Origin of the sequence: Rhodobium gokarnense, assembly GCF_025961475.1 — a bacterium.
Taxonomy (GTDB): domain Bacteria; phylum Pseudomonadota; class Alphaproteobacteria; order Rhizobiales; family Rhodobiaceae; genus Rhodobium; species Rhodobium gokarnense.
The window spans coordinates 1-19394 of the sequence record NZ_JAOQNS010000006.1 but is presented as its reverse complement, the minus strand read 5'-3'; the positions used below and the strand labels follow the sequence as shown (position 1 = coordinate 19394).

At 57.6% G+C, this 19394-nt stretch carries 14 protein-coding genes; 11 read left to right on the top strand and 3 right to left on the bottom strand.

Going from position 1 to position 19394, the window contains the following annotated elements:
• Positions 1 to 260: 260 nt before the first annotated feature.
• Positions 261 to 1262: a helix-turn-helix domain-containing protein gene (locus M2319_RS11695; protein ID WP_264601644.1), complete on the top strand. Its 1002-nt coding sequence runs from the start codon at positions 261 to 263 to the stop codon at positions 1260 to 1262.
• Positions 1263 to 1338: 76 nt separating this feature from the next.
• Here the strand turns inward: M2319_RS11695 and M2319_RS11690 are convergent, their stop codons facing one another.
• Positions 1339 to 2688 (bottom strand): metal-dependent hydrolase family protein, encoded by a 1350-nt coding sequence (locus tag M2319_RS11690; protein WP_264601643.1) that lies wholly within the window; start codon positions 2686 to 2688, stop codon positions 1339 to 1341.
• A gap of 386 nt (positions 2689 to 3074) precedes the next feature.
• On the opposite strand from M2319_RS11690, the gene M2319_RS11685 reads away from it, so the two are divergent.
• The 7 genes from M2319_RS11685 to M2319_RS11655 all read left to right on the top strand — a co-directional run bounded on the left by M2319_RS11685 (position 3075) and on the right by M2319_RS11655 (position 10207).
• On the top strand, positions 3075 to 4289 hold the full coding sequence (locus M2319_RS11685; RefSeq protein WP_264601642.1) for a CaiB/BaiF CoA transferase family protein: 1215 nt from the start codon (positions 3075 to 3077) through the stop codon (positions 4287 to 4289).
• Between the two features lie 18 nt (positions 4290 to 4307).
• Positions 4308 to 4850 (top strand): MaoC/PaaZ C-terminal domain-containing protein, encoded by a 543-nt coding sequence (locus M2319_RS11680; protein WP_264601641.1) that lies wholly within the window; start codon positions 4308 to 4310, stop codon positions 4848 to 4850.
• 32 nt (positions 4851 to 4882) lie between these two features.
• Positions 4883 to 6475 carry an AMP-binding protein gene (locus M2319_RS11675; protein WP_264601640.1) on the top strand — a complete coding sequence of 531 codons (1593 nt, stop codon included), beginning with the start codon at positions 4883 to 4885 and terminating at the stop codon, positions 6473 to 6475.
• A gap of 60 nt (positions 6476 to 6535) precedes the next feature.
• The gene (locus M2319_RS11670; RefSeq protein ID WP_264601639.1) at positions 6536 to 7174 is read left to right on the top strand and encodes a MarC family protein; all 639 of its coding nucleotides are present in this window, start codon (positions 6536 to 6538) and stop codon (positions 7172 to 7174) included.
• 43 nt (positions 7175 to 7217) lie between these two features.
• Positions 7218 to 7994: an enoyl-CoA hydratase-related protein gene (locus M2319_RS11665; protein ID WP_264601638.1), complete on the top strand. Its 777-nt coding sequence runs from the start codon at positions 7218 to 7220 to the stop codon at positions 7992 to 7994.
• A gap of 42 nt (positions 7995 to 8036) precedes the next feature.
• The gene (locus tag M2319_RS11660) at positions 8037 to 8792 is read left to right on the top strand and encodes an enoyl-CoA hydratase/isomerase family protein (RefSeq protein WP_264601637.1); all 756 of its coding nucleotides are present in this window, start codon (positions 8037 to 8039) and stop codon (positions 8790 to 8792) included.
• Positions 8793 to 8869: 77 nt separating this feature from the next.
• Positions 8870 to 10207, top strand: coding sequence for a carbohydrate porin (locus M2319_RS11655; RefSeq protein ID WP_264601636.1), 1338 nt, complete (start codon positions 8870 to 8872; stop codon positions 10205 to 10207).
• Between the two features lie 1038 nt (positions 10208 to 11245).
• On the opposite strand, the gene M2319_RS11650 is transcribed toward M2319_RS11655, so the two are convergent.
• Positions 11246 to 12664, bottom strand: coding sequence for a M20/M25/M40 family metallo-hydrolase (locus tag M2319_RS11650; RefSeq protein ID WP_264601635.1), 1419 nt, complete (start codon positions 12662 to 12664; stop codon positions 11246 to 11248).
• A gap of 126 nt (positions 12665 to 12790) precedes the next feature.
• Positions 12791 to 14758 carry a M36 family metallopeptidase gene (locus M2319_RS11645; protein ID WP_264601634.1) on the bottom strand — a complete coding sequence of 656 codons (1968 nt, stop codon included), beginning with the start codon at positions 14756 to 14758 and terminating at the stop codon, positions 12791 to 12793.
• 425 nt (positions 14759 to 15183) lie between these two features.
• Between M2319_RS11645 and M2319_RS11640 the strand changes: the two genes are divergently transcribed.
• From M2319_RS11640 to M2319_RS11630, 3 genes are read left to right on the top strand one after another with little or no spacing between them, the layout of a single operon-like run.
• Positions 15184 to 15981 (top strand): M12 family metallopeptidase, encoded by a 798-nt coding sequence (locus M2319_RS11640; RefSeq protein WP_264601633.1) that lies wholly within the window; start codon positions 15184 to 15186, stop codon positions 15979 to 15981.
• 2 nt (positions 15982 to 15983) lie between these two features.
• Positions 15984 to 17231, top strand: coding sequence for a S1 family peptidase (locus M2319_RS11635; protein ID WP_264601632.1), 1248 nt, complete (start codon positions 15984 to 15986; stop codon positions 17229 to 17231).
• A gap of 58 nt (positions 17232 to 17289) precedes the next feature.
• On the top strand, positions 17290 to 18579 hold the full coding sequence (locus tag M2319_RS11630; RefSeq protein ID WP_264601631.1) for a peptidoglycan-binding domain-containing protein: 1290 nt from the start codon (positions 17290 to 17292) through the stop codon (positions 18577 to 18579).
• Positions 18580 to 19394: the final 815 nt, after the last annotated feature.

Genomic DNA, 19394 nt, shown 5'->3' with positions numbered 1-19394 from the left:
CGGAAGATGGGCGCCAATGGTCGATTTCTACAGGACCCTTTGCATGGAAGATGCAAAGTTGTGGGTGGCATGCCGGGCCGATGCAGCCGGTGCCTGTTTCCGTTCCAATTCCGCCGTTTGCGATGCCCGCATAAATCGCATTCACGCGCCGGCATCTTGACGCCGGCTGTCCCCCGGTCTCAACTATTCTTGATCCGCGAATACCACCGGACGCCCGCCATTGCTTCCGAGTTGCGATTTTTTGATGTACGTTGACAGTCATGGGCGATCCGTCGATACGCAGCAACACGCAAAGATCTGATCGAAGCGTCAGGGCGATCAAACTCGCCGAGTTTGCCGATTATCGCGGCACGGCCGAGCCTTTGCTTCCGGTCTTGGAAGTATCGTCGGTACAGCTTCAGCCAGGGCCCGCACTCACCAACATGACGATTTTTTCGTCGGACAAGGTCTCGATCCTTGGCGTCCGGCACAACGCGGCTTCGGTCGGCGTCGTCATAATCGAACCCTGCTGCTACAGTTTCATGTGGTGGGACGGTGGAGAAGAGTGCCGGATCAACGGCGAGCTTGCCCGTCGGTCGGTGCTCTATGCGCAAGGCGCGCAGGACGGATTTCATGCAACCGGCGGCAAGCGGCAGACCATGGGCATTGCCGTACGCCGCACCGACTTCATCGAGACGGTTGCCGCCCTTCGCGGCGTCGGCCCGGAGGATGTCCTTCTGAACCGTTCGGCGCTGGACCTCACGGCCGGGGCCGCAACCCGGTTTCGAGCCGGCGTCGACATGCTCATCAGGAGCGCGATCGGGCCCGGACCCGGAAACCCGTCCGGCGCCGGCACGGTGGATCCAAGCGAGGCAATCTTTGGCTTGCTTGTCGACGCATATCTCCACGCGCCGCCCAGGCAGCTGCAGGAAAACTGGGCCCGCCCACCGGAGCAAATCGTTCGCCAGGCCGAGGAACGGTTTTTCGCGGCGCAAGGAGCCCCGGTCTCGCTGGCCGACCTGTGTGCCGCCACGGGCGTCAGTCAATCCGCCCTTTACCGCGCCTTTCGCACGGTCTGCGACGAGCCGCCCCTTGCGTATTTCCGCAAGCGCCGGTTCACGGCTGCCCGCAGGGCGCTCATCAAGTCGCCGGCGCACCGCGGCGGCGTCAAGAGCGCCGCCATTGCCGCCGGCCTGACCGAGCTCGGTCGGTTCGCGATCGAGTATCGACGCCTGTTCGGAGAGGCTCCGTCAACGACGTTGAACAGGGTCACGCAGCTCTAGCCGCGGTTTCTCCGCTGGACCCCGTCGGGCTGCCGGAAAACACGACGGGCCAAACCCGCGATCGGCATTCTTCCCGTCAATTGAGCGTGTTCTTATAGATCACGCCGTCCTTCATGATGATTTTGAAGTTCTTGTGCGGGTCGGCGATCAGGTCGATATCGGCGAGCGGGTCGCCGTCGACAAGCAGCAGATCGGCATAGGCACCCTCCACGACGACGCCGAGCGGGCCTTTCTGGTACGGGTGCCGGGGGCCGGACAGCTTGAAGAGCGTCTGGTTGCCGCTGGTTGCAATGCGGAGCACCTCCGCGGGCTTGAACCAGCGCGTGAGCTTCGGGATCTGTGCGGCCTGCCGGTCGATCAGGTCGGGATTGTTTTGGAAGTCCGTGCCGAAGCCGATCTTGATGCCATACTGCTTGGCGAGCTTGTAGGCATTGTCCACACCACCCAGCAGGAGATTGTACTTCTGTTCGCTGAACGATCCCGGCTTGAACGGGATCCTGTCCTGATCGTCGAGGAAGGGCTGCATGCAGACCCAGACATCCTTTTCCGCGATCATCCGGGCGGTTTCCTCGTCCATCATCTGGCCGTGTTCGATGCTCCGGACCCCGGCATCGAGGGCGTGCTGAATCGCCTTCGGCGTATAGGTGTGGACCATAACGTAGGTATTCCAGTTATCTGCCTCTTCGACAGCGGCCCGGAGTTCCTCGTCGCTGTATTGCGCCACATCGAGGGGGTCGGCAAAGGAGGATACGCCGCCGCCCGCCATCACTTTCAGCTGTGTCGCCCCCTTCATGAAATTCTCGCGCGCGCGCCGCCGTACCGCGTCGACCCCGTCTGCTGTTGCCGTGTAGCCGAGGATTTCGGGGTCGATGAGTTCGCGCCCCTCCTTGCGCGGCAGGACATTGGGAAAGCGGAAATCCGCATGGCCTGACGTCTGGGTCAGGAACGCCCCTGAGGGCAGGATGCGCGGACCGGGAATCCGTCCCTCGTCGATCATCGCTTTGATGCCGAAGACGTTGCCGCCGGCATCGCGGATCGTCGTAATCCCCTGCATCAGCACGCGTTCGATGCCAAGCACCATGGCGACGGCGACGTAATTGTGATCCCGGGTCAGCAGTTCGATGTTGGTGACGCTCGACTGCATGGTATGCCAGTGGCAGTCCGAGAGGCCCGGCATAAGCGTCCGCCCGTCACCCGCGATGATCGTCGCATCGCCATCGGCCGTCACATCGGGGCCGATCGCATCGATCATGTTTCCCTTGATCAGCACGTTGGTCGGGTTGCCCAACGCCGACCCGGTGCCATCAAAGACCCGGACATTTTCAAACAGGACTGTCGTTTTCGTGCTGTCGTCCTGCGCAACCGCCGCAGACACGGAGAGGATCAAGGCTGTCGCGATGGCGGCGAATGAGACTTCCTTCAGCATGAAACAACTCCGTTCGAACCGGCATTGGCCAAGATGCCCGCCAACGGCGTGACGCGCGCCTGTCTTGCCGCTTTGGCACGGTCACGTGTGACAGTTTTTCATAGTATCCATGCCGACGCGGCCCGGTCTAGCTCTCGTTTCTGCTGTCATATGCAACGGGGTCGGTTTGATAAGAATTGCATAGTGTTTGACAAGATCTGCATACCAACTTCGGTTCCTGTTTCGGAACAAAGGCCGTAACGTCCACCAACAAAACTGTCCGCTCGGCTCCACAGGAAGGCTTCAGACCTGTGCTTGAGCCAAAACGGGCTCTGCGTCGAAACCCGGAGTTTCGCAGCGGACAGATAAGAGCCGAAAGCGGTTCAAAAAGGGGGAGATGACGCCGGATGGCCAACATTCTTGAGGGTATCAGAGTGATCGAGGTCGCCTCCATGGCGGCGGCGCCGAACTCGACCGTGATCCTCGCCGATCTCGGCGCAGAGGTGATCAAGGTCGAGCCGCTCGGCGGCGATCCCTGGCGCTATGGGCACCTGACGCCCGGACTGCCGCCGAGCAAGGTCGCCTGGACAACCTACATCCAGAACCGCACCAAGAAGTCGATCGCGCTCAACCTCAAGAAGCCGGAAGCCCAGGAAGTCCTGCACAAGCTGGCGGCGACGGCCGATGTCTTCCTGACGAACTCGCCGCACCCGGTGCAGCAATCCCTGAAGCACACCTACGAGGACATCAAGGCGGTCAACCCGAACATCGTCTATGCCTCGATCAACGGCTTCGGTCAGAACGGCCCCGACAGGGATGCGCCGGGCTTTGACGCGACCGCATGGTATGCCCGGACCGGGATCATGGAGGAGCTGCGGCCGAAGGACGGCCCTCCGGTCGCCCTGCCGGTCGGCCTGGGTGACCTCGGCACGGCGGCGACCCTGGCCGGTGCGGTCCTGGCCGGACTTTTCCACCGTGAGCGGACGGGCAAGGGTTCCGAGGTTTCGACCTCGCTGATGCACAATGGTCTGTGGGCGAATTCCTGCATGATGCAGGCGGCGCTGGTCGGCACGCCGCCGATGCCGAAATTCCACATCGATGAGTGGCCGAACCCGGTATCCGGTGGTCGTTTCAGGACCAAGGACGGTCGCTACATCCTGATCATGGAAATAAATCCCAACAACATCGAGAATCTTCGCGATGCCTTCGGCGCCGACCACCTGAAGGGGGATGAGCGTTTCGCGACGCCGCAGTCGCGCCTGCAGAACGCCAAGGCGCTGTACGACGAAATGCAGGCCATCGTCGGCTCCTACGACCTTGACGTCGTCAGGAAGCGCCTGAGCGATTTCGGCGTGAACTACGGCGTGGCGCAGACGACCGCGGAATGCATGAGCGACGACCACATGATCGCCAATGGCTGCTTTCCGGAGGTCGAGGGCGCGGACGGTATCCGCACCGTCGACAGCCCGATGCAGATCCACAGCGAGGGGTATGAAAAGGTCAAGCCCCGGACCCCGCCGGCGGTCGGCGAACACACCATGTCCGTGCTGACGGCGCTCGGCTACAGCGAGGCGGACGTCAAGGCGATGGTCGAGGCGAAGGCGGCAGGCCTGCCAGGCTAGGGCACAAGGCTCAGCGAAATGATCAACCGGCCGCGTCCTGCAACGGGACGGGCACAGGACAGCTTTGTCCGGCAATTCGATGGGAGTGAAGCCGTGTCACATGAGTACAAATATTTCGAAGACTTCAATGTCGGCGATACCGAAATCGATGCGACCAGTGCCCGAACCGTTTTCGAAACGGACATCGTCATGCATGCCATGCATTCCGGAGACTGGATGCCGCACCACGTCGACGTGGAATTCGCAAGGACGCAGCCGTTCAAGAAGCCGATTGCCCACGGCAACCTGTCCTTTTGCGTCGGCACCGGGCTGATCGTCATGGCCTCGGACAGAAATCCGAACGTGATGTCCTACGGGTACGACAAACTCCGCTATCCGCACCCCGTCTTTGCCGGCGATACGCTCACCGCTTCGGTGAAGGTGATCGACAAGAAGGATCACCCCAAACACAAGACCCATGGCCTGATGACGCACGCGGAGACGGTGACCAATCAGCGGGGCGAGGTCGTCTGCTACGCCGAGCACGTTTTCTACACGCTGAGACGGACGCCCTTGGACTGATTGACGGTCATCCCGGCGACAAGGGGGCGGACATGAATGAGCCGACCGGTCTGAAAATCGGCCCGACCATGGACCTGTTTCGCGGCATGGACGTGATCTGGCTGCTCGACCAGTGGGTCGACCGGCAACCGGACAAGACCTTCGTCATCTGGGCGCCGTTCGACGGCGAGGCGCGGCGCTGGACCTATGCCGGACTGGCGCGGGACGCCAGACGCTTTGCCGCCGGCCTGCATGCGCGCGGCCTGGGCGCCGGGGACTTCGTGCTCATGCACCTGGAGAACTCGGCCGATTTCCTGATCGCGTGGCTGGGCTGCGCCTATCTGGGTGCGGTGCCGGTAACGACCAATACGCGGTCGGTGCCCGAAAACGTGCGCTACTTCGCCGAGGTGATGAAACCCGCCTGCGCCATCACCCAGGCGTCGCTCGCCGCAATGGTCCGCGAGGCCTGCGGCGACGAGGCCCGGATGATCCTGGCCGGAGACCCCTCGCCGCAGGGCGACGCCAAGACCTTCGGCGCCGAACCCTTTGCCGAGGTCTTTTCCGACGCCCCGCTGCCGCATCTCGCCCCCGACCCCGGCCGCGACTTCGCAGTCCAGTTCACGTCCGGTACCACGTCGCGTCCCAAACCGACGGTCTGGACGAACGCAAACGGCCTTTGGGCCGGCAAGTCCATGTCGATGAACATGCGTCTGCGACGCGAGGACGTGACCCTGCTCTACATGCCGCTGTTCCACGCCAACGCGCAGATCACCTTTCTCACGGCGCTGTGGTCCGGCGGAACGGTTGTCGTCCACCCCAGATTCTCCGCGTCGCGCTTCTGGGATGCCTGTGCCGCCCACGGCGTCACCTGGGTGTCGATGATCCCCTTCGCGTTCAAGGCATTGAAGGGACGGCCCGTGCCGGACCACAAGGTCCGTGTGCTGATGGGGCTGGCGCGCCTGCCGGACGCCGAAGAGGAATTCGGCGTTCGGACCATGGCGTTGTGGGGGATGACCGAGACGCTGTCGTCCTGCATCGTCACCGATCCCGACCATCCCGGGCCCGCAGGCACGATGGGCCGACCGTCGCCGTTTTACGGCGTCGAGGTCCGCAGGAAGGATGGCATTCCGGCCGGACCGGGCGAGCAGGGCCTTCTCTATATCCGCGGGGAAAGAGGCGTCTCGCTGTTCAAGGAATACTACCGCAACGCCGAGGCGACCGAGGCGGCATTCGATGCGACCGGGGCGCTCGATACGGGCGACGTGGTCCGTATCGACGGCGACGGCTGGATGTTTTTCGTCAACCGCGACAAGGACATGTTGCGGGTCGGCGGCGAGAACGTGGCGGCTCTGGAGATCGAAACCGCCATTGCCGAAACCGGCCTGGCGATGGAATGCGCGGTGGTGGCGCAGCAACACCACATGCTGGGCGATGTGCCCGCCGCGTTCGTCACGCTGAGCGAGGCCGGCAAAGGCCTCGGGCAAGAAGACGTGAGCCGCCGGATTATCGCCCATTGCCGGGAGCGACTGGCGGATTTCAAGGTGCCGCGGTCGGTCCACATCGTCGACGATTTTCCCCGTTCAACGCTGGATCGGATCGCAAAGAACAAGCTGCGCGAGCGGCTGAAACCGATCGAACCCGACTGATCGCCGTGTTGCCCGCCAAGCCGGGCGCGCTTCCGGACCCTCTGAAAATGAGCAAAAACAATGAGTTGGATTGATATCACCGTTCTATTGCTCGTCACGATAGGCCCGGTGCGCGGCGCGCTCGTATTCCTGGGCCTGACGAAATCGGCGGATGCCAAGCTGAAACGTGCCATCGCCATCCGGACCGTAAGCGTTTCGGCGGTGATTTGCGTCATTTTCGCGCTGCTCGGTGCGGTCATTCTGGCGGGGCTCAAAGTCAGCGTCGAGGCCCTGTTGATCGCCGGCGGGGCAATCCTGTTCATCTTTGCCCTTCAACTGATACTCGGCGAGGACAAGGAACAATCGTCGGACGTCCCGCCGCCGGCACCCTCGCTCGACATCGCAACCTTTCCGCTCGCGGTGCCGCTCATGGCCTCGCCCCACGGCCTTGTTGCGATCGTGGCGATCGAGGCGACCCTCAAGGGGGCAACGCAGGCCGCGATCTTCGTTGCGATCATCATGGGCATCATGGTGTTCAACCTGGGTTTCCTGCTGGCCGCGGATCGGATTTTTTCCAGGATTCCGCCCGCCATTCTCAAGATATTCCTGCGCGTCGTCGGGTTGTTGCTTTGCGCGCTGGCCGTTCAGTTGATCATCTTCGGATTTGACGGTCTCGGCCTCATCCCAAACCCCGAAATCGGTATCAATAAAGCAGCCTGAACAGCTGATCGTACTTCTGCAGGCCGAAAGAGGATCGAGAGAAATGGCCGAATTTAAATTCATGAAGACCGAGCGTCGGGGGAATGTCGGTATCGTCACCTTCAACCGTCCCGAGGCTTTGAATGCACTGAACGAGGACGTGGCCATTGAAGTCACGGATGCCCTGAGAGCATTCGATGCCGACGACAGCATCGGCTGCATGATCCTGGCTGGCGGGGAGAAGGCATTCTGCGCCGGCGCTGACATCAAGTATGTCCTCGATCAGACCTTCGAAACCGCCTACCTCCACGACTTCGCCAACTACATGGACCAGGTCGCCGAGGTCCGGAAACCCATCATCGCCGCCGTCAGGGGCTTTGCCTTCGGAGGCGGAACCGAGATCGCGCTCATGTGCGACATCATCCTCGCCGACCTCACGGCACAGTTTGCGCTGCCCGAGGTCGGCTTGGGCGTGATCCCGGGCGCCGGAGGACCGGCGCGCATGACACGGTCCGTCGGCAAGGCCAAGGCGATGTACTACGTGTTGACCGGCAAGCGCTTCGACGCCGCCGAGGCCGAGCGCATCGGGATGATCACCAAGGTCGTGGAAGACGGCAGGCTGATGGACGAAGCCATGGCGCTCGCTCAGGAAATCGCCGCTATGCCGCGTCTTTCGGTGCTGGCCTGCAAGGAAGGCGTCAACCAGCAGGCGGAGGTGCCCCTGATCCCGGGCCGAAAGGTCGAGCGCAGACTGGCCCACGCCTTGTTCGGCTCCGCCGACAAGATGGAAGGCATGGCCGCCTTCGCCGAGAAGCGAAAGCCGAATTTTACGAAATACTGAACCGAAGCATCAGCCGGCGGTTGGCGTGTGAGAGGAACAGACATGGAAAAAGTGATCGTCGAAAAATCGCGTGGGATCATCCACGTGCGGATCTATCGCCCTGAAGTCATGAACGCCTGTGACGGCGAGACATACAACGCCATCGCGGATGCATGGGATGAGCTTGAGAACGACCCCGAACTGAGGGTGGGCATCCTCAGTGGCGAGGGGCGGGCCTTCTGCACCGGAACGGATGTCAGATGGGTGAAGTCGCCCGATGCCGAGGGATTTGTCGATCGTCTGTATCCGCGCATGCTGACACTGAGCAAGCCAGTGATTGCGGCCATACAGGGCCATTGCAACGGCGGCGGGCTGGAGCAGGCTCTCGGCGCCGATATCAGGGTTTGCACGGAGGATGCCCATTTCGGCGCAGGCGAAATCCGGCTTGGCTGGATTCCGGGCGGCTATGGGACCCAGAGATTGCCGCGCGTGATCCCTTTGGGCCCGGCGCTTGAACTCCTCTACACCGGAGGGCGCATCGGCGCACAGGATGCCTATCGCCTGGGCCTCGTCAACCATGTGGTGTCACAGGATCAGTTGCTCGAGACGTGCACACAGATCGCGGATGAAATCGCAAAGAGTGCGCCGCTTGCCGTCCAAAAGATGAAGACCACTGTCATGCAGGGCCTCGATATGCCGTTGCCTCAGGCGGTCCGACTGGAAAAGGAAAGCTTTGATTTCCTTATGCGGACCGAAGACGCGAAAGAAGGCGCTCTGGCGTTTTCTGAAAAGCGGGCTCCGAACTGGAAAGCCAGATAGTCACGGGCCTGTATCGCCTGGTCAGAACAGGCGCGCCGCAGGTGTTCGGCGCACCGATGGGCAACGGAAACGGGAAAATGACGTCCTTCACACGAATTCAAGACATGGTCTGCGCCAGGGTTGCGGCGCGTCCAGGCTGGACTTTTGCCGTTGCCCTGGCCCTGACGTCGGTCGTTTTTTCTCCGCAAACCGCAATTGCGGAGGAGGCGACCCCTTCCGCCGTCGCGGCATCGGCGGGCGGCAACCTGAGCGGGCACCCGCTGAACGGCCCGGAATCCGCAGATTCGCTTTTGACGGACAGCGGCGAAGAGAAACAGGACCTGCTCGACCGGAATGTTCTCCAGGAATGGGAAGCCTGGAAAGCGGCCGTTACGGAGAAGACCGGGCTCTCCTTCGGTGCCGATTACACGATTGTGGGGTTCGGGGCCAACACCAGCCTTGGCGACAGGACGGCGGTGTCGGGGATCGCCCGCATTTACGGTTCCTGGGCCCTGTTCAACCGCGGTGCCGCAAACACCGGAAGTATCGAGTTCAAGGGGGAGAATCGTCATTCCTTCACGGACACCCCTCCGCAATTGCTCGGTCTGGCGGCGGGCTATGTCGGAGTAACCCAGCCTGTCTTCTCGGACCAGCGCTTTCGGACAACCACCCTCTACTGGAAACAGCGGTTCCTTGAAGATCGGGCGGTCGCCCGTCTCGGGTTGGTCGACGTCAAGGAGTATTTCGACGTCTTTGCATTGGGCAGTCCCTGGTCGGGCTTCCAAAACCTGGTGTTTTCCACCGGTGCCAATACGATCGCGATATTGCCCGACGGCGCATTCGGCGGGATGGCCGGCGGCTACCTGACCGACCATATCTACTCGGCCGTGGGTATTGCCGATGCCAGCGCCGACCCGACCTCGGCCTTCCAGAGCTTTGAAACGTTCTTCAGTGATTTCGACACCTTCAAGACGTTCGAGATCGGACTGACCGGAGGGGGAAAACTGCTCTTTGTCGACAACGCGCACATTTCATTCTGGCATATGGATGACATCGCCAGGACGGGCGCGCCCGGGGGATGGGGTGTGATCGGGTCGGCATCGAAGCTGATCGACGGCAAATGGCTGGCGTTCCTGCGCGGCGGCTGGGCCCATGAAGGCGGCGGGCTCTACGAGGCCTCGGTCAGCACCGGGTTCGGCTACATGCCGACGCCGGCGGGAAATCTCCTCGGCGTCGGCGTCAACTGGGGACGTCCGAACAGGCATACGCTCAAAGCGGCTCTTGACGATCAATGGACCGGCGAAGTTTTCTACCGAGTTCAGGTGTCAGAGAATTTCCAGGTAACCCCAAGCGTTCAGCTTCTCGGCGATCCGGCGCTCAATCCAGACAAGGACCTCATTGCGCTGTTCGGCCTGCGCAGTCGGGTGACGTTCTGAGTCAGGATCACAAACCGCGCGAGCAGCACGACGGATTTCCAAAAAACGGCGCAACGTTGCCACAGGGTCCGATGCATGGGCCAGGCAACGGTGATCACCTGCGGTCAATGATCCTGCGAAACGTATCGGCCGTCCGCTCGCTACAGGACTGCAAGGCATCCATGGCGTGGTCGGCATAGAGCAGCGTTGTCTGTGCCGACTTGTGGCAGAGCAATTCTCCGACCCGCCGCGGGGATTGGCCGCTCATCACTGCCCAGGAGGCGAAGGTGGAGAATGACATGGTTCTCGATATTGCCTCGATCCGTCGCGATGCTCCTGGCTTCTTGTGTGCTTCGGCGTAGTCAGTGAGTTAGCGGACCGCCAGGCCAACGACGGTCTCGGCTCGTCGCAGCCCTGCAAACCTGACTTTTACCGCTAGGTAGCAAGAAATCGGGAGAAGCAAGGATGCTCGTCGAGCGATGCTGACGAGTCCGGCATGACAACATTTATTAAAGCAGCGTTCTAGGCGCTTCCTGAGAATTGGCAGAAAAAAGTAGTTAGCGATTTGAAAATCCGCATGTTGGTGGTTCGATTCCTCCCCTGCCGTCTGAGCCGCTATGTTTCAGCATGTTCGGGAATATGCAGGTGGTGACGCAAACATTGGAAACGACCTCTCAAATGATGAATTGCAGTATTCTCTGAATAACATTCGGCAAAGACTCGCTTGGTCGCCTGCTGAAAGCGACCGTCCGAAGCAGGCTGAATCAAGTCCGCTACGTGCTGACAGCCGCCACAGGTGTTGAAAAGAGTTGTGTTACGCACAAAGATAGCGCCGTCCACTATGCTAACGCTGGGGCTCGTAGCACGTCTCCGCGCACATGAAGCCATTGGTATTTTGACTCTCCGGGTCAGTGAAGCCCCATCAATTCCTGGATCGGCATCGCCCGCCCATGGCCAAAGCCAACAAAATACCTCGGCTCATGCGGCACTTGCAAGAATTCCCCACCTCGGGGACGCGTGCTGACGAAAGTAGTTAACAAATAATCTTGCCTCGCAAAATCACGCGCCGATCCGCATAGTAGTGGCCAGGACCATTTTTGTGACCTCCACGAGGTGAGGAAATTCAATATTTTCAATTGTGTCTGTTGTCTTGTGGTATCGGGGGTTATCGGTAGCCTCGTAGACACCTATGCAGGCGTAGCCTTTCTCTTCAAATGGCATATAGTCACTATTCCAGATGTCGGTGTGCTCGACCTCAAGCGAGGTATAATCGGCGGCGGCCTGCGCCATCATCAGCCCATAAGCCTTCGCTGCGGCATCGTTTTTTGGATTGCGGTTACCTTGATCGTATTCGACGACGATGTGGCCGGGTTTGTCGACACCCTGATAAGCTATCATATCGAGATTAATGACGACATCGATCGGCCATTGATCGGACGCCGCAATTTCGGCGCAATGGGATGAACCATACAAGCCCTGCTCTTCGCCACCGAAGGCTACGAACATTACGCCCCGCTTCAGCTCGACATCCCTTAGGATATGCGCCAATTCCAGAAGCACTGCGACGCCGGAGGCGTTGTCGTCTGCGCCCGGCGCATTGGCGTCAGGCAGTTCGGAAATCGAGTCATAGTGGGCGCACACGAGGACGAACCCCGTGCCGTTGGTGGCGGGTCCGCAGAGAACATTTCGCTGTTGGACTTCCCCGCCGCCTGGCATGTTGAAGGGTTGATATCGGGGAGCCCGTTCGCCAGTGTAACCCTGCGCAACAAAGCGATTGTGAATCCAAGTGGGTACCCGTGCAATGCCGCTGGAATACGAAAACCGCGTGCCGAAATCACCGAGGCCAACGATCGTGTCGCGCAGCCTTTGCTCGCTCACTTTCGCAAGCTGAGTACTGATAGAACGGTCTTGTCTTTTGCTCTTGGCAGCCTGGCTCTTGAAGCGTCCGACCGCCTCACCACGTTTTTTGCAGCATGGCGAATAGGCCAGCAGGCGTTCGATGATCGGAATGAGATCGACCAGCTTGTCAACTTCGCCCTTCTCCTGACCTGGGCCCTTAAAATGTATCGCCATCATGCCCAGACGGCGTGCGCCGATGACATGCTCCTCCGTCACGGTGATAAAAAGCGCATGATGAAAGTGCACCTCATCTCCCAGCTTCTTCAGGGCAGCCTCGAAAATCCGACGATCGGGTTTGCCGACCCCAATCGCCGTGGACAGCGTGACGCGCTGCTGGAATGGCCTGAAATGCGGCGCCAATCCTGTTGCCTCAAGTATTTTGTAGTACTCCTGATGAAGCCGGTCGTTTTCCTCCTCAGTAGCCGCCCAATAATAGTCGGACACCAGTCCCAATTGGACCGGTAGTCCATCCGGATCGCGAACGGTTCCAACCGATTCGAGCAACTCGGTAGCACCGTCGAGCACTTTGTTATAGCCGTCGACAAGAGTGTTGCCGAGATCAAACAGAACGATCCTCATTGCAATTCTCCTGATGGTGCCGAATGCATTTCGGAATCGTCGCCTGTCATTTTCGGACAAGGATTCGCCTCACGACCGGCACAGGCGTGTCATTGATCAGAACGCTTGCACGGGCGTGCACGATGCCTACCTCTTTGCGGCCGCATTTTCTCCGTCGGACCCTGCGCCAGCGACTCCCGGAGCGCCGGGAGACCCTGGCATGGCACATACGGTGGAGTCATTCGGATTGCAGATGTTGTAGTCCTGAAATTTCCGGATGAACGTTGCCGCATGGATGTCGCCAGGGAATAGGCTTTGCGCTGCAAGCACTGTGAATTGTGCGAGTTCGTGCATCTTGGCACCGCTGGAGCTTAGACCAAACATGCCTTGAATAACGATCTTGTCGCCATCTTCCGGCGGCTTTCCGGCGCCGATTAGCATAAGTTGCGCCTGAAACAGTGGTGAAGCCCACAACTCGTCAGAAATCGCGCCTCCGCCAATCGGTTGGTGGTCGCTGTAAAACCTCGACGGATCATACTTTACGTCGGTTGAAAGGTTTACCCGGCGACCACTCCAACCGCGACAATTCGGATCCCCGGTACCTATTCCGTCCCAGTTGAATACCTTGTTGGTCTGAAACGCATTTCCGTTTTCTTTACGGAGACTGAGGGTCGCTGCCAAGTAGTCACCAAAACCTTCGCCCATCGCACGGGTGTCGCCGCCGCGCCATCTGTTGGCGGCAACATCGGCATGCACGGCATGACCATATTCGTGCCAGATGACGTCCGCGTCCTCATTGTCGTCCACGCAGCCATGACCAAAGGACAGTATACCCGATTTCCCCGTAACCCCGTTGGGTCGATGATAGGAGTTGTCGTTGCCGCTCACACCGTTTGCATCGACTTCGATCGGTCGGGCGATGATGTTTGCGAACCCCAAGGATTGAATGTATCTCTGCGTCTGATCGATGTGATAATAGGTCATGGCATCGTTGAACGCAGTATCGCCACGTTTTGCCGTCCAATTCCCGTCGGTGGAAGTGGAGGGTTCGTCGGTCGGAGACTCGAAATCGACGATGCGCACCCACGGCCCATCCAGGTGGAACACACCGCTTTCCCGACGCAGGTCCTGGAGCGGCCGCGTGCGATAGGCTTGATCAAATGCGCTGGCCAGGGAATCGTCACGCAACGTGGCGTCCTGCAAGGTGGTTACCGGATCGCCATCGAACACCAAAGCGGTTCCGTCTGCACTTTCAGCGGCAACTTCGACCAACGGGGCAGACAGATTCTTCATACGGTTTTCGACGATCTTCAGTTCGTAGGCGCGAAACAGGTTACGGCGGTCTGCGACCGGTCCGGTTCCGCGTTCCACATGTCCCGATTTCTCATGTTCTCCAAGGTTGGTGGCCCGGTTTTGTTTTTGAATGATTTCGCCGGTTTCAGCATCCACAAGATACTGCCAATAACCATATGGTTTGTTGACAGCTACCATGACGTCATAGACTAGCATGAAACTGTTCTCTGACGGCCAGTATTTGAGATCGACGGAAGGCAGCTCGAGTACCTCGGCGCCTTGCTCGACATTTAAATCCTGCCAGGCGATATCAAGGGCACGCTCCTGGTCAAGCACGGCAAGTTCGTTTTTGTTGGCCGCTGCCGTGGTCGTCGTTGGATAGACGTTGTTGGAGACGCGTGTGACATTGCCGTTCTTGTCGACGGTGACGACGATCTCGCCAGTAATGACTTCCCGTCCACCAAGAAACTGTTGATAACGATAATGTTTTCCTAAGAGGGATTCCTGTTCGTCGACCAGCTTCAGTTCGGCCGCACTGTCTGTAAGCCCATAACGATTGGAATTGGCGGCCAAAAATTGGAGCACGTCATTTCGCATCGATTTAGCTGTCTTCTCGCCGATGACCATCGCGTCAGACGGAATGACGAACATCTTTCTTTCGATCGCCTCAGGCGTCACGAAATCCAAACGCGGAGTCGTGCGGCCGTCGGTGTGATAGGTGCTTTGACCTGTGATATCGGCAGCCTGAGCTGGAAACTGACCGAACACCAAGACCAGGCAACACAACGAAATAATTGACGCTTTTAAAACCAACATCTTCATGCTCCCCTGTTGTCTTCGCAAGCATCATAACATTCATTTGAATTAACGCAATTTTCAACTAATTTTCACGCTCGTATCATTGATATTTCTTAGGGTCGACATACATTTTTACGCGAGATAACAATATCTTGCGGACTATCTGTTGTGAGGCCGATATGGACGACGTTAATCAACGTATCGGCTTATACCACAACTCTCCCACGATCCTTCGCCAAACGGCGGGAATAACCGTTCCATGCGAAGGTGCATTCCACGGCCGTGCGACACAGAAAAACTTCGAAGCTGTCAGATCGATAGCCGATGAGAACTTCGAGGGAATCAAAATACAAACAATGGTTTTGATGTAATATTTTTTCGTGTATTCTTTAAATTGTAGCCCGCATGGAGGCTATTAGGCAATTGCTGAAACGGCAGGGGTTATGCTTATGAGAAAAAAGATGCATTTGTCGGCTGGTTTGATCTTTCTCGCATTGACATCAGCATCGAGCGGCCAGCAAACGGTCGTCCTCGACACCATTCGAGCCAATGAAGAAGGTGCGAGAGTCAAGATTGCGATACCACCGAAGAAAACCATTGGCGACGCAGCATTGGAAATAGGGAGAAGACAATCGCCACGCTCCGAGTTTTTGAGAACCCTGACCAAAGAACAGGAAGCAGATATTGTCGACCGTGCCTATCCACTGATGGCCGCGAAGTGGCCGTTTAACGAAGTCAATGTCTGCTGGGAAGACCTCGAACCGGAATTCATCCACGCGCGGATGATCGTGCGCAATGCCATACGCGATACCTGGGAGGCGGCATCCGGCCTAAAATTTCTCGGTTGGGGAAAATGTCATAAAAATGCCGGCGGCATTCGCATCGCGGTCGAGGATTCCGGTCCACATGTGAAATTCCTTGGCAAGTTCATTGGCGGGCTTCGCAACGGCATGGTGCTGAACTTCACTTACAACAATTGGAGCCAAGGGTGCCAGTCTATGCTCGACTACTGCAACCGCGTGATTGCGGTGCATGAATTCGGGCACGCGATCGGATTTGCACACGAACAAAACCGCCCCGATACGCCCGGCGAATGCGACGAACGGCAAGGAACCGACGGCGACACGTTACTGACTCCGTGGGATTTGCATTCCGTCATGAATTACTGTAATCCGACTTACAGTAATGATGGCGTCTTGAGCGAGTTCGATATACTCGCTGTTCAGTATATCTACGGCAGGAACTAGTCATGTTCCGGATGTTATCACGTTTTCTGGTGTCGCTCTTAAGCGTAGCGCTAATGTCAGTGCCGGCGGCGTCCGATGCAAACCAAGCACATGACCTTGTTCGCAAGAGTCTCGTCTATCTAACCGCATTAGGAACGCCCCAAACCGGCGACCTCGTCGGTGTTGACGACGCCTCAGAAAGTCACGCCACTGGCTTTATCGTTAGCAGCGATGGCTTTGTTCTGACAACTGAACACTTTTTTGAAAAATTAAAAGAAGACAACGCAAATAGGATCAAGATCACGGGCCGAATTGGAGACGTGAAAGCGCAATCGATCTCGGCGCAATACATCTCAGCGCTGGAAAGCCTGGATCTTGTCCTACTTAAGCTGCAACTCCCGTACGGTCAAAAGCGTCCGGCAGCACTGACAATCGGTGATACGCTGAGCATAGATCAATCCAGTCCGCCAAAATTCTTGACCTCCGGTTTCTCGGGAGAAGCTTACAAGCGCAGACTAGCCGCCTTTAATGATGCCAGCAATGCGGAGGTTTCCTTCGCTTGGACCCTGAACGTCAAAATCGGACCTGGTCAGAGCGGCAGTCCAGTCTATCTTGATGACGGCACGGTGGTCGGCGTTGTCAAGGGGACTGCGAAGGATGACGATGAAGCCACGCTGATGATCCCGATTGAGTATGCCCTGCCTCTTATCGGGCATTTTCGCGTTATCGAGATGAACAGGAAAATCGACTGGCTACTGAAAACGGTTGGCGAGGTGTCCGATGACGACCCGCCGCTTCATTTACGCTTAAACAAGGTCGAAGCTAATCTTGAGGAAATCGCTTCTAATTTCAGCTGGGAGGCTGAAAGTAGAAGAGATGGTTCTTTAAGTGTTCACTACAAGAAAATCATCGGTGGCGGACCAAAAATTAAAAAAATTCATCTTTCTGTGCAGCCTCATATGAAGATTCGGCAACCAAACGCCGACAACATAGTCATCAGTCCAATGGCCCGACTGCGGCTGCGTACTGCCACCGATGATCCTCCTATTTTTGAGCTTAAGAAAACCCGCCATGATGGCCGGGACGGCGAATTCATTATTCCCGATATACAGAAAAAATTGAAAAGTCTTTTGAGTCTTACCGACGGCGCGGTGGAGGGGCAACGCCCCTTTGATCATTTGGAATTGGTGATCACGCCGATATTGGAGAGCGACGAGAAACTACCGTCAACCACTATTAAGGAACAACTGGCCTATGACTGGTTCGAATAGGCGGCTAAAAATGGTCGGGTGCCGGTTTTGGCTTGCCATCTCAGTGGCATTCCCACCGATGGCAATAGACCATGCCACCGCTGGATCTCTCAATGCGTCGTCGGTGCAAACAGGCACGCTCCTCCCTAACCAGCCTGTTTCAATGCCAATCGAACCGTTAGGGCTGGAAGTTGCGGGGGCGCAAATTTTCGTGATGGGCAATGACGCGGGGACCGACTCGACCGTCATGCGATTTGCCTCAGAAGATTTGGAGAAACCGGCTCGTGTTGACCTCGATTTCACGGCGTTCGACATCGCACTTTCGGAAACAGGCGATGTCCTTTTTGTCGTTGGTATCCAGGAGGGAAAGCCAGTGCTGGAATCCCTTTCGAGCGACCTCAAACGGCTCGGCAAGCTAACACTTGATGATGACCTTGTATGGCCGACGTTAAGCTACTCAGCGACTGAACAGTTGATCATTGCGGACTTAAAGAGCAACAAGAAGGGACTATTATTTGTAGACATTGCCAATCCCAAAAATCTGCGCCACGCGCCCCGTTTATTTTTTGACACGTCGATCGGGATTTCCGAGGTTTGGTGGGATCCCACAAGCGAGGTAATGTTCGCAAACGCTGCACAATCTCCTATGCTTATTACGGTCGATACAAGCCAAAAAAGAGCCAGTGGCTTCCTTGCGTGGCGCTCAACGTCGGAGAATCCGAGCCCGCTGGCTGTGCACGGCTGGACCGGCGCACATTCATGCAGGAAGGGAGCGTCATCTTCTTTCGTAATTGCTGCTTCCTTAACCGGATACCTCGCCCTCGTTGACTATGAGCCGATTTCGCAGTCGCTCGACACGTTATCGGTGGTCCCCGGCGTTGGAAAAAAGGTGGAGAACAGGTTCTATGAACACACCGACATCATCCGGCCCGCGAACCTCATTGCGAGTTCTTGCGATCAGTCGGTCATCTGGCTTGGCTACCAAAGCCGTCCGGAAATAGTCCAATTCTCGCGCGCGCAGAACTCAACGACACTGGACAAGATCGGTGAAATCCGCCTGCCTTTCGTGCCCACCGACATTGCAATCGATCCATCTGGGGCATTCGCTGTCGCTATTTCTCGCGAGCGCCGCTTAATCGTCCGCTATGATAGACGGGGCGAAAACGATGGTACAGGAATCACTGGCGACCCCGAAATTCGCAAAATACAGCGGCTGTTGTCGGAGAGAGGTTATCCGGTCGGTTACATTGACGGCATTGCAGGGCCGCGCACTTATAAAGCGGCGTCCGAATTCGCTAAAAACAAAGAGAAAAATGCGGGAAAGATTCACGATCTCAATTCACTGAAAAGTTTATTTGCTTTTCAATGAGCGTAGCTCCCGACATACGCACTGCATATTTCAGCCGCCTAGGGAAATGGCATGGGAATTTGGATCTGCTAGTGGCACCCGCCAAAAACGATCGGCGAACTGAAGGAATTCCCGACAAAAGGTGGCGCTTCATCCCAACGCCTTTCGGACATCATGTAAGCGACAAGACCGCTTGTATGACCGGATATTTCATGCGCTGACGCTCAAGATGAATGGATTTTTTGCACTTGCTCAGTGTCGGTTTGGGTCAGAAAAAACATCGGCGCTAATCTCGTTAGTGTCTGCTGTTGGGTTGTAACCGGACTACTTGATGTCCGGTATAACGTAGCGGCAGAGCAGGTGAAAAGCTGCCTTGCCTTTGCCCGGTGCTAAGCGGCAATCGCTTCGACCGAATGCTGCTGGCTCATTCAGCGCGGTGACCGATTTCATAACTGAACGTTCTGCAATTTCCACGGCCTATTAATCGAAGGAAAATATTCGTATTTTGTATTGGGCAAAGATGGGGGAGTAATATAGAAATATGAGAGATCTAATGTGTGAATGATAATTAAAATTTATCGCATATGATCGATTCCGCCCTTGGGCACCATTTTTCAGAAATGAAATCTATGCGTTACCCCTCCAGCAACCAGGGACCTTCGAGACTTGCGCGAAATTAGTACCGCATTGGTGCCAATGCGCCGGGGGGGGGGGCCCCGCCCCCCCCCCCCCCGGGGGGGGGGGGGGGGGGCGGCAAAAATTAAAACGGGGGGGGTTTTTTTGGGGGGGGTTTTGGGCGCCGCTGTTGTTTTTTTTAAAAGGGCGGGGCCGCGCGC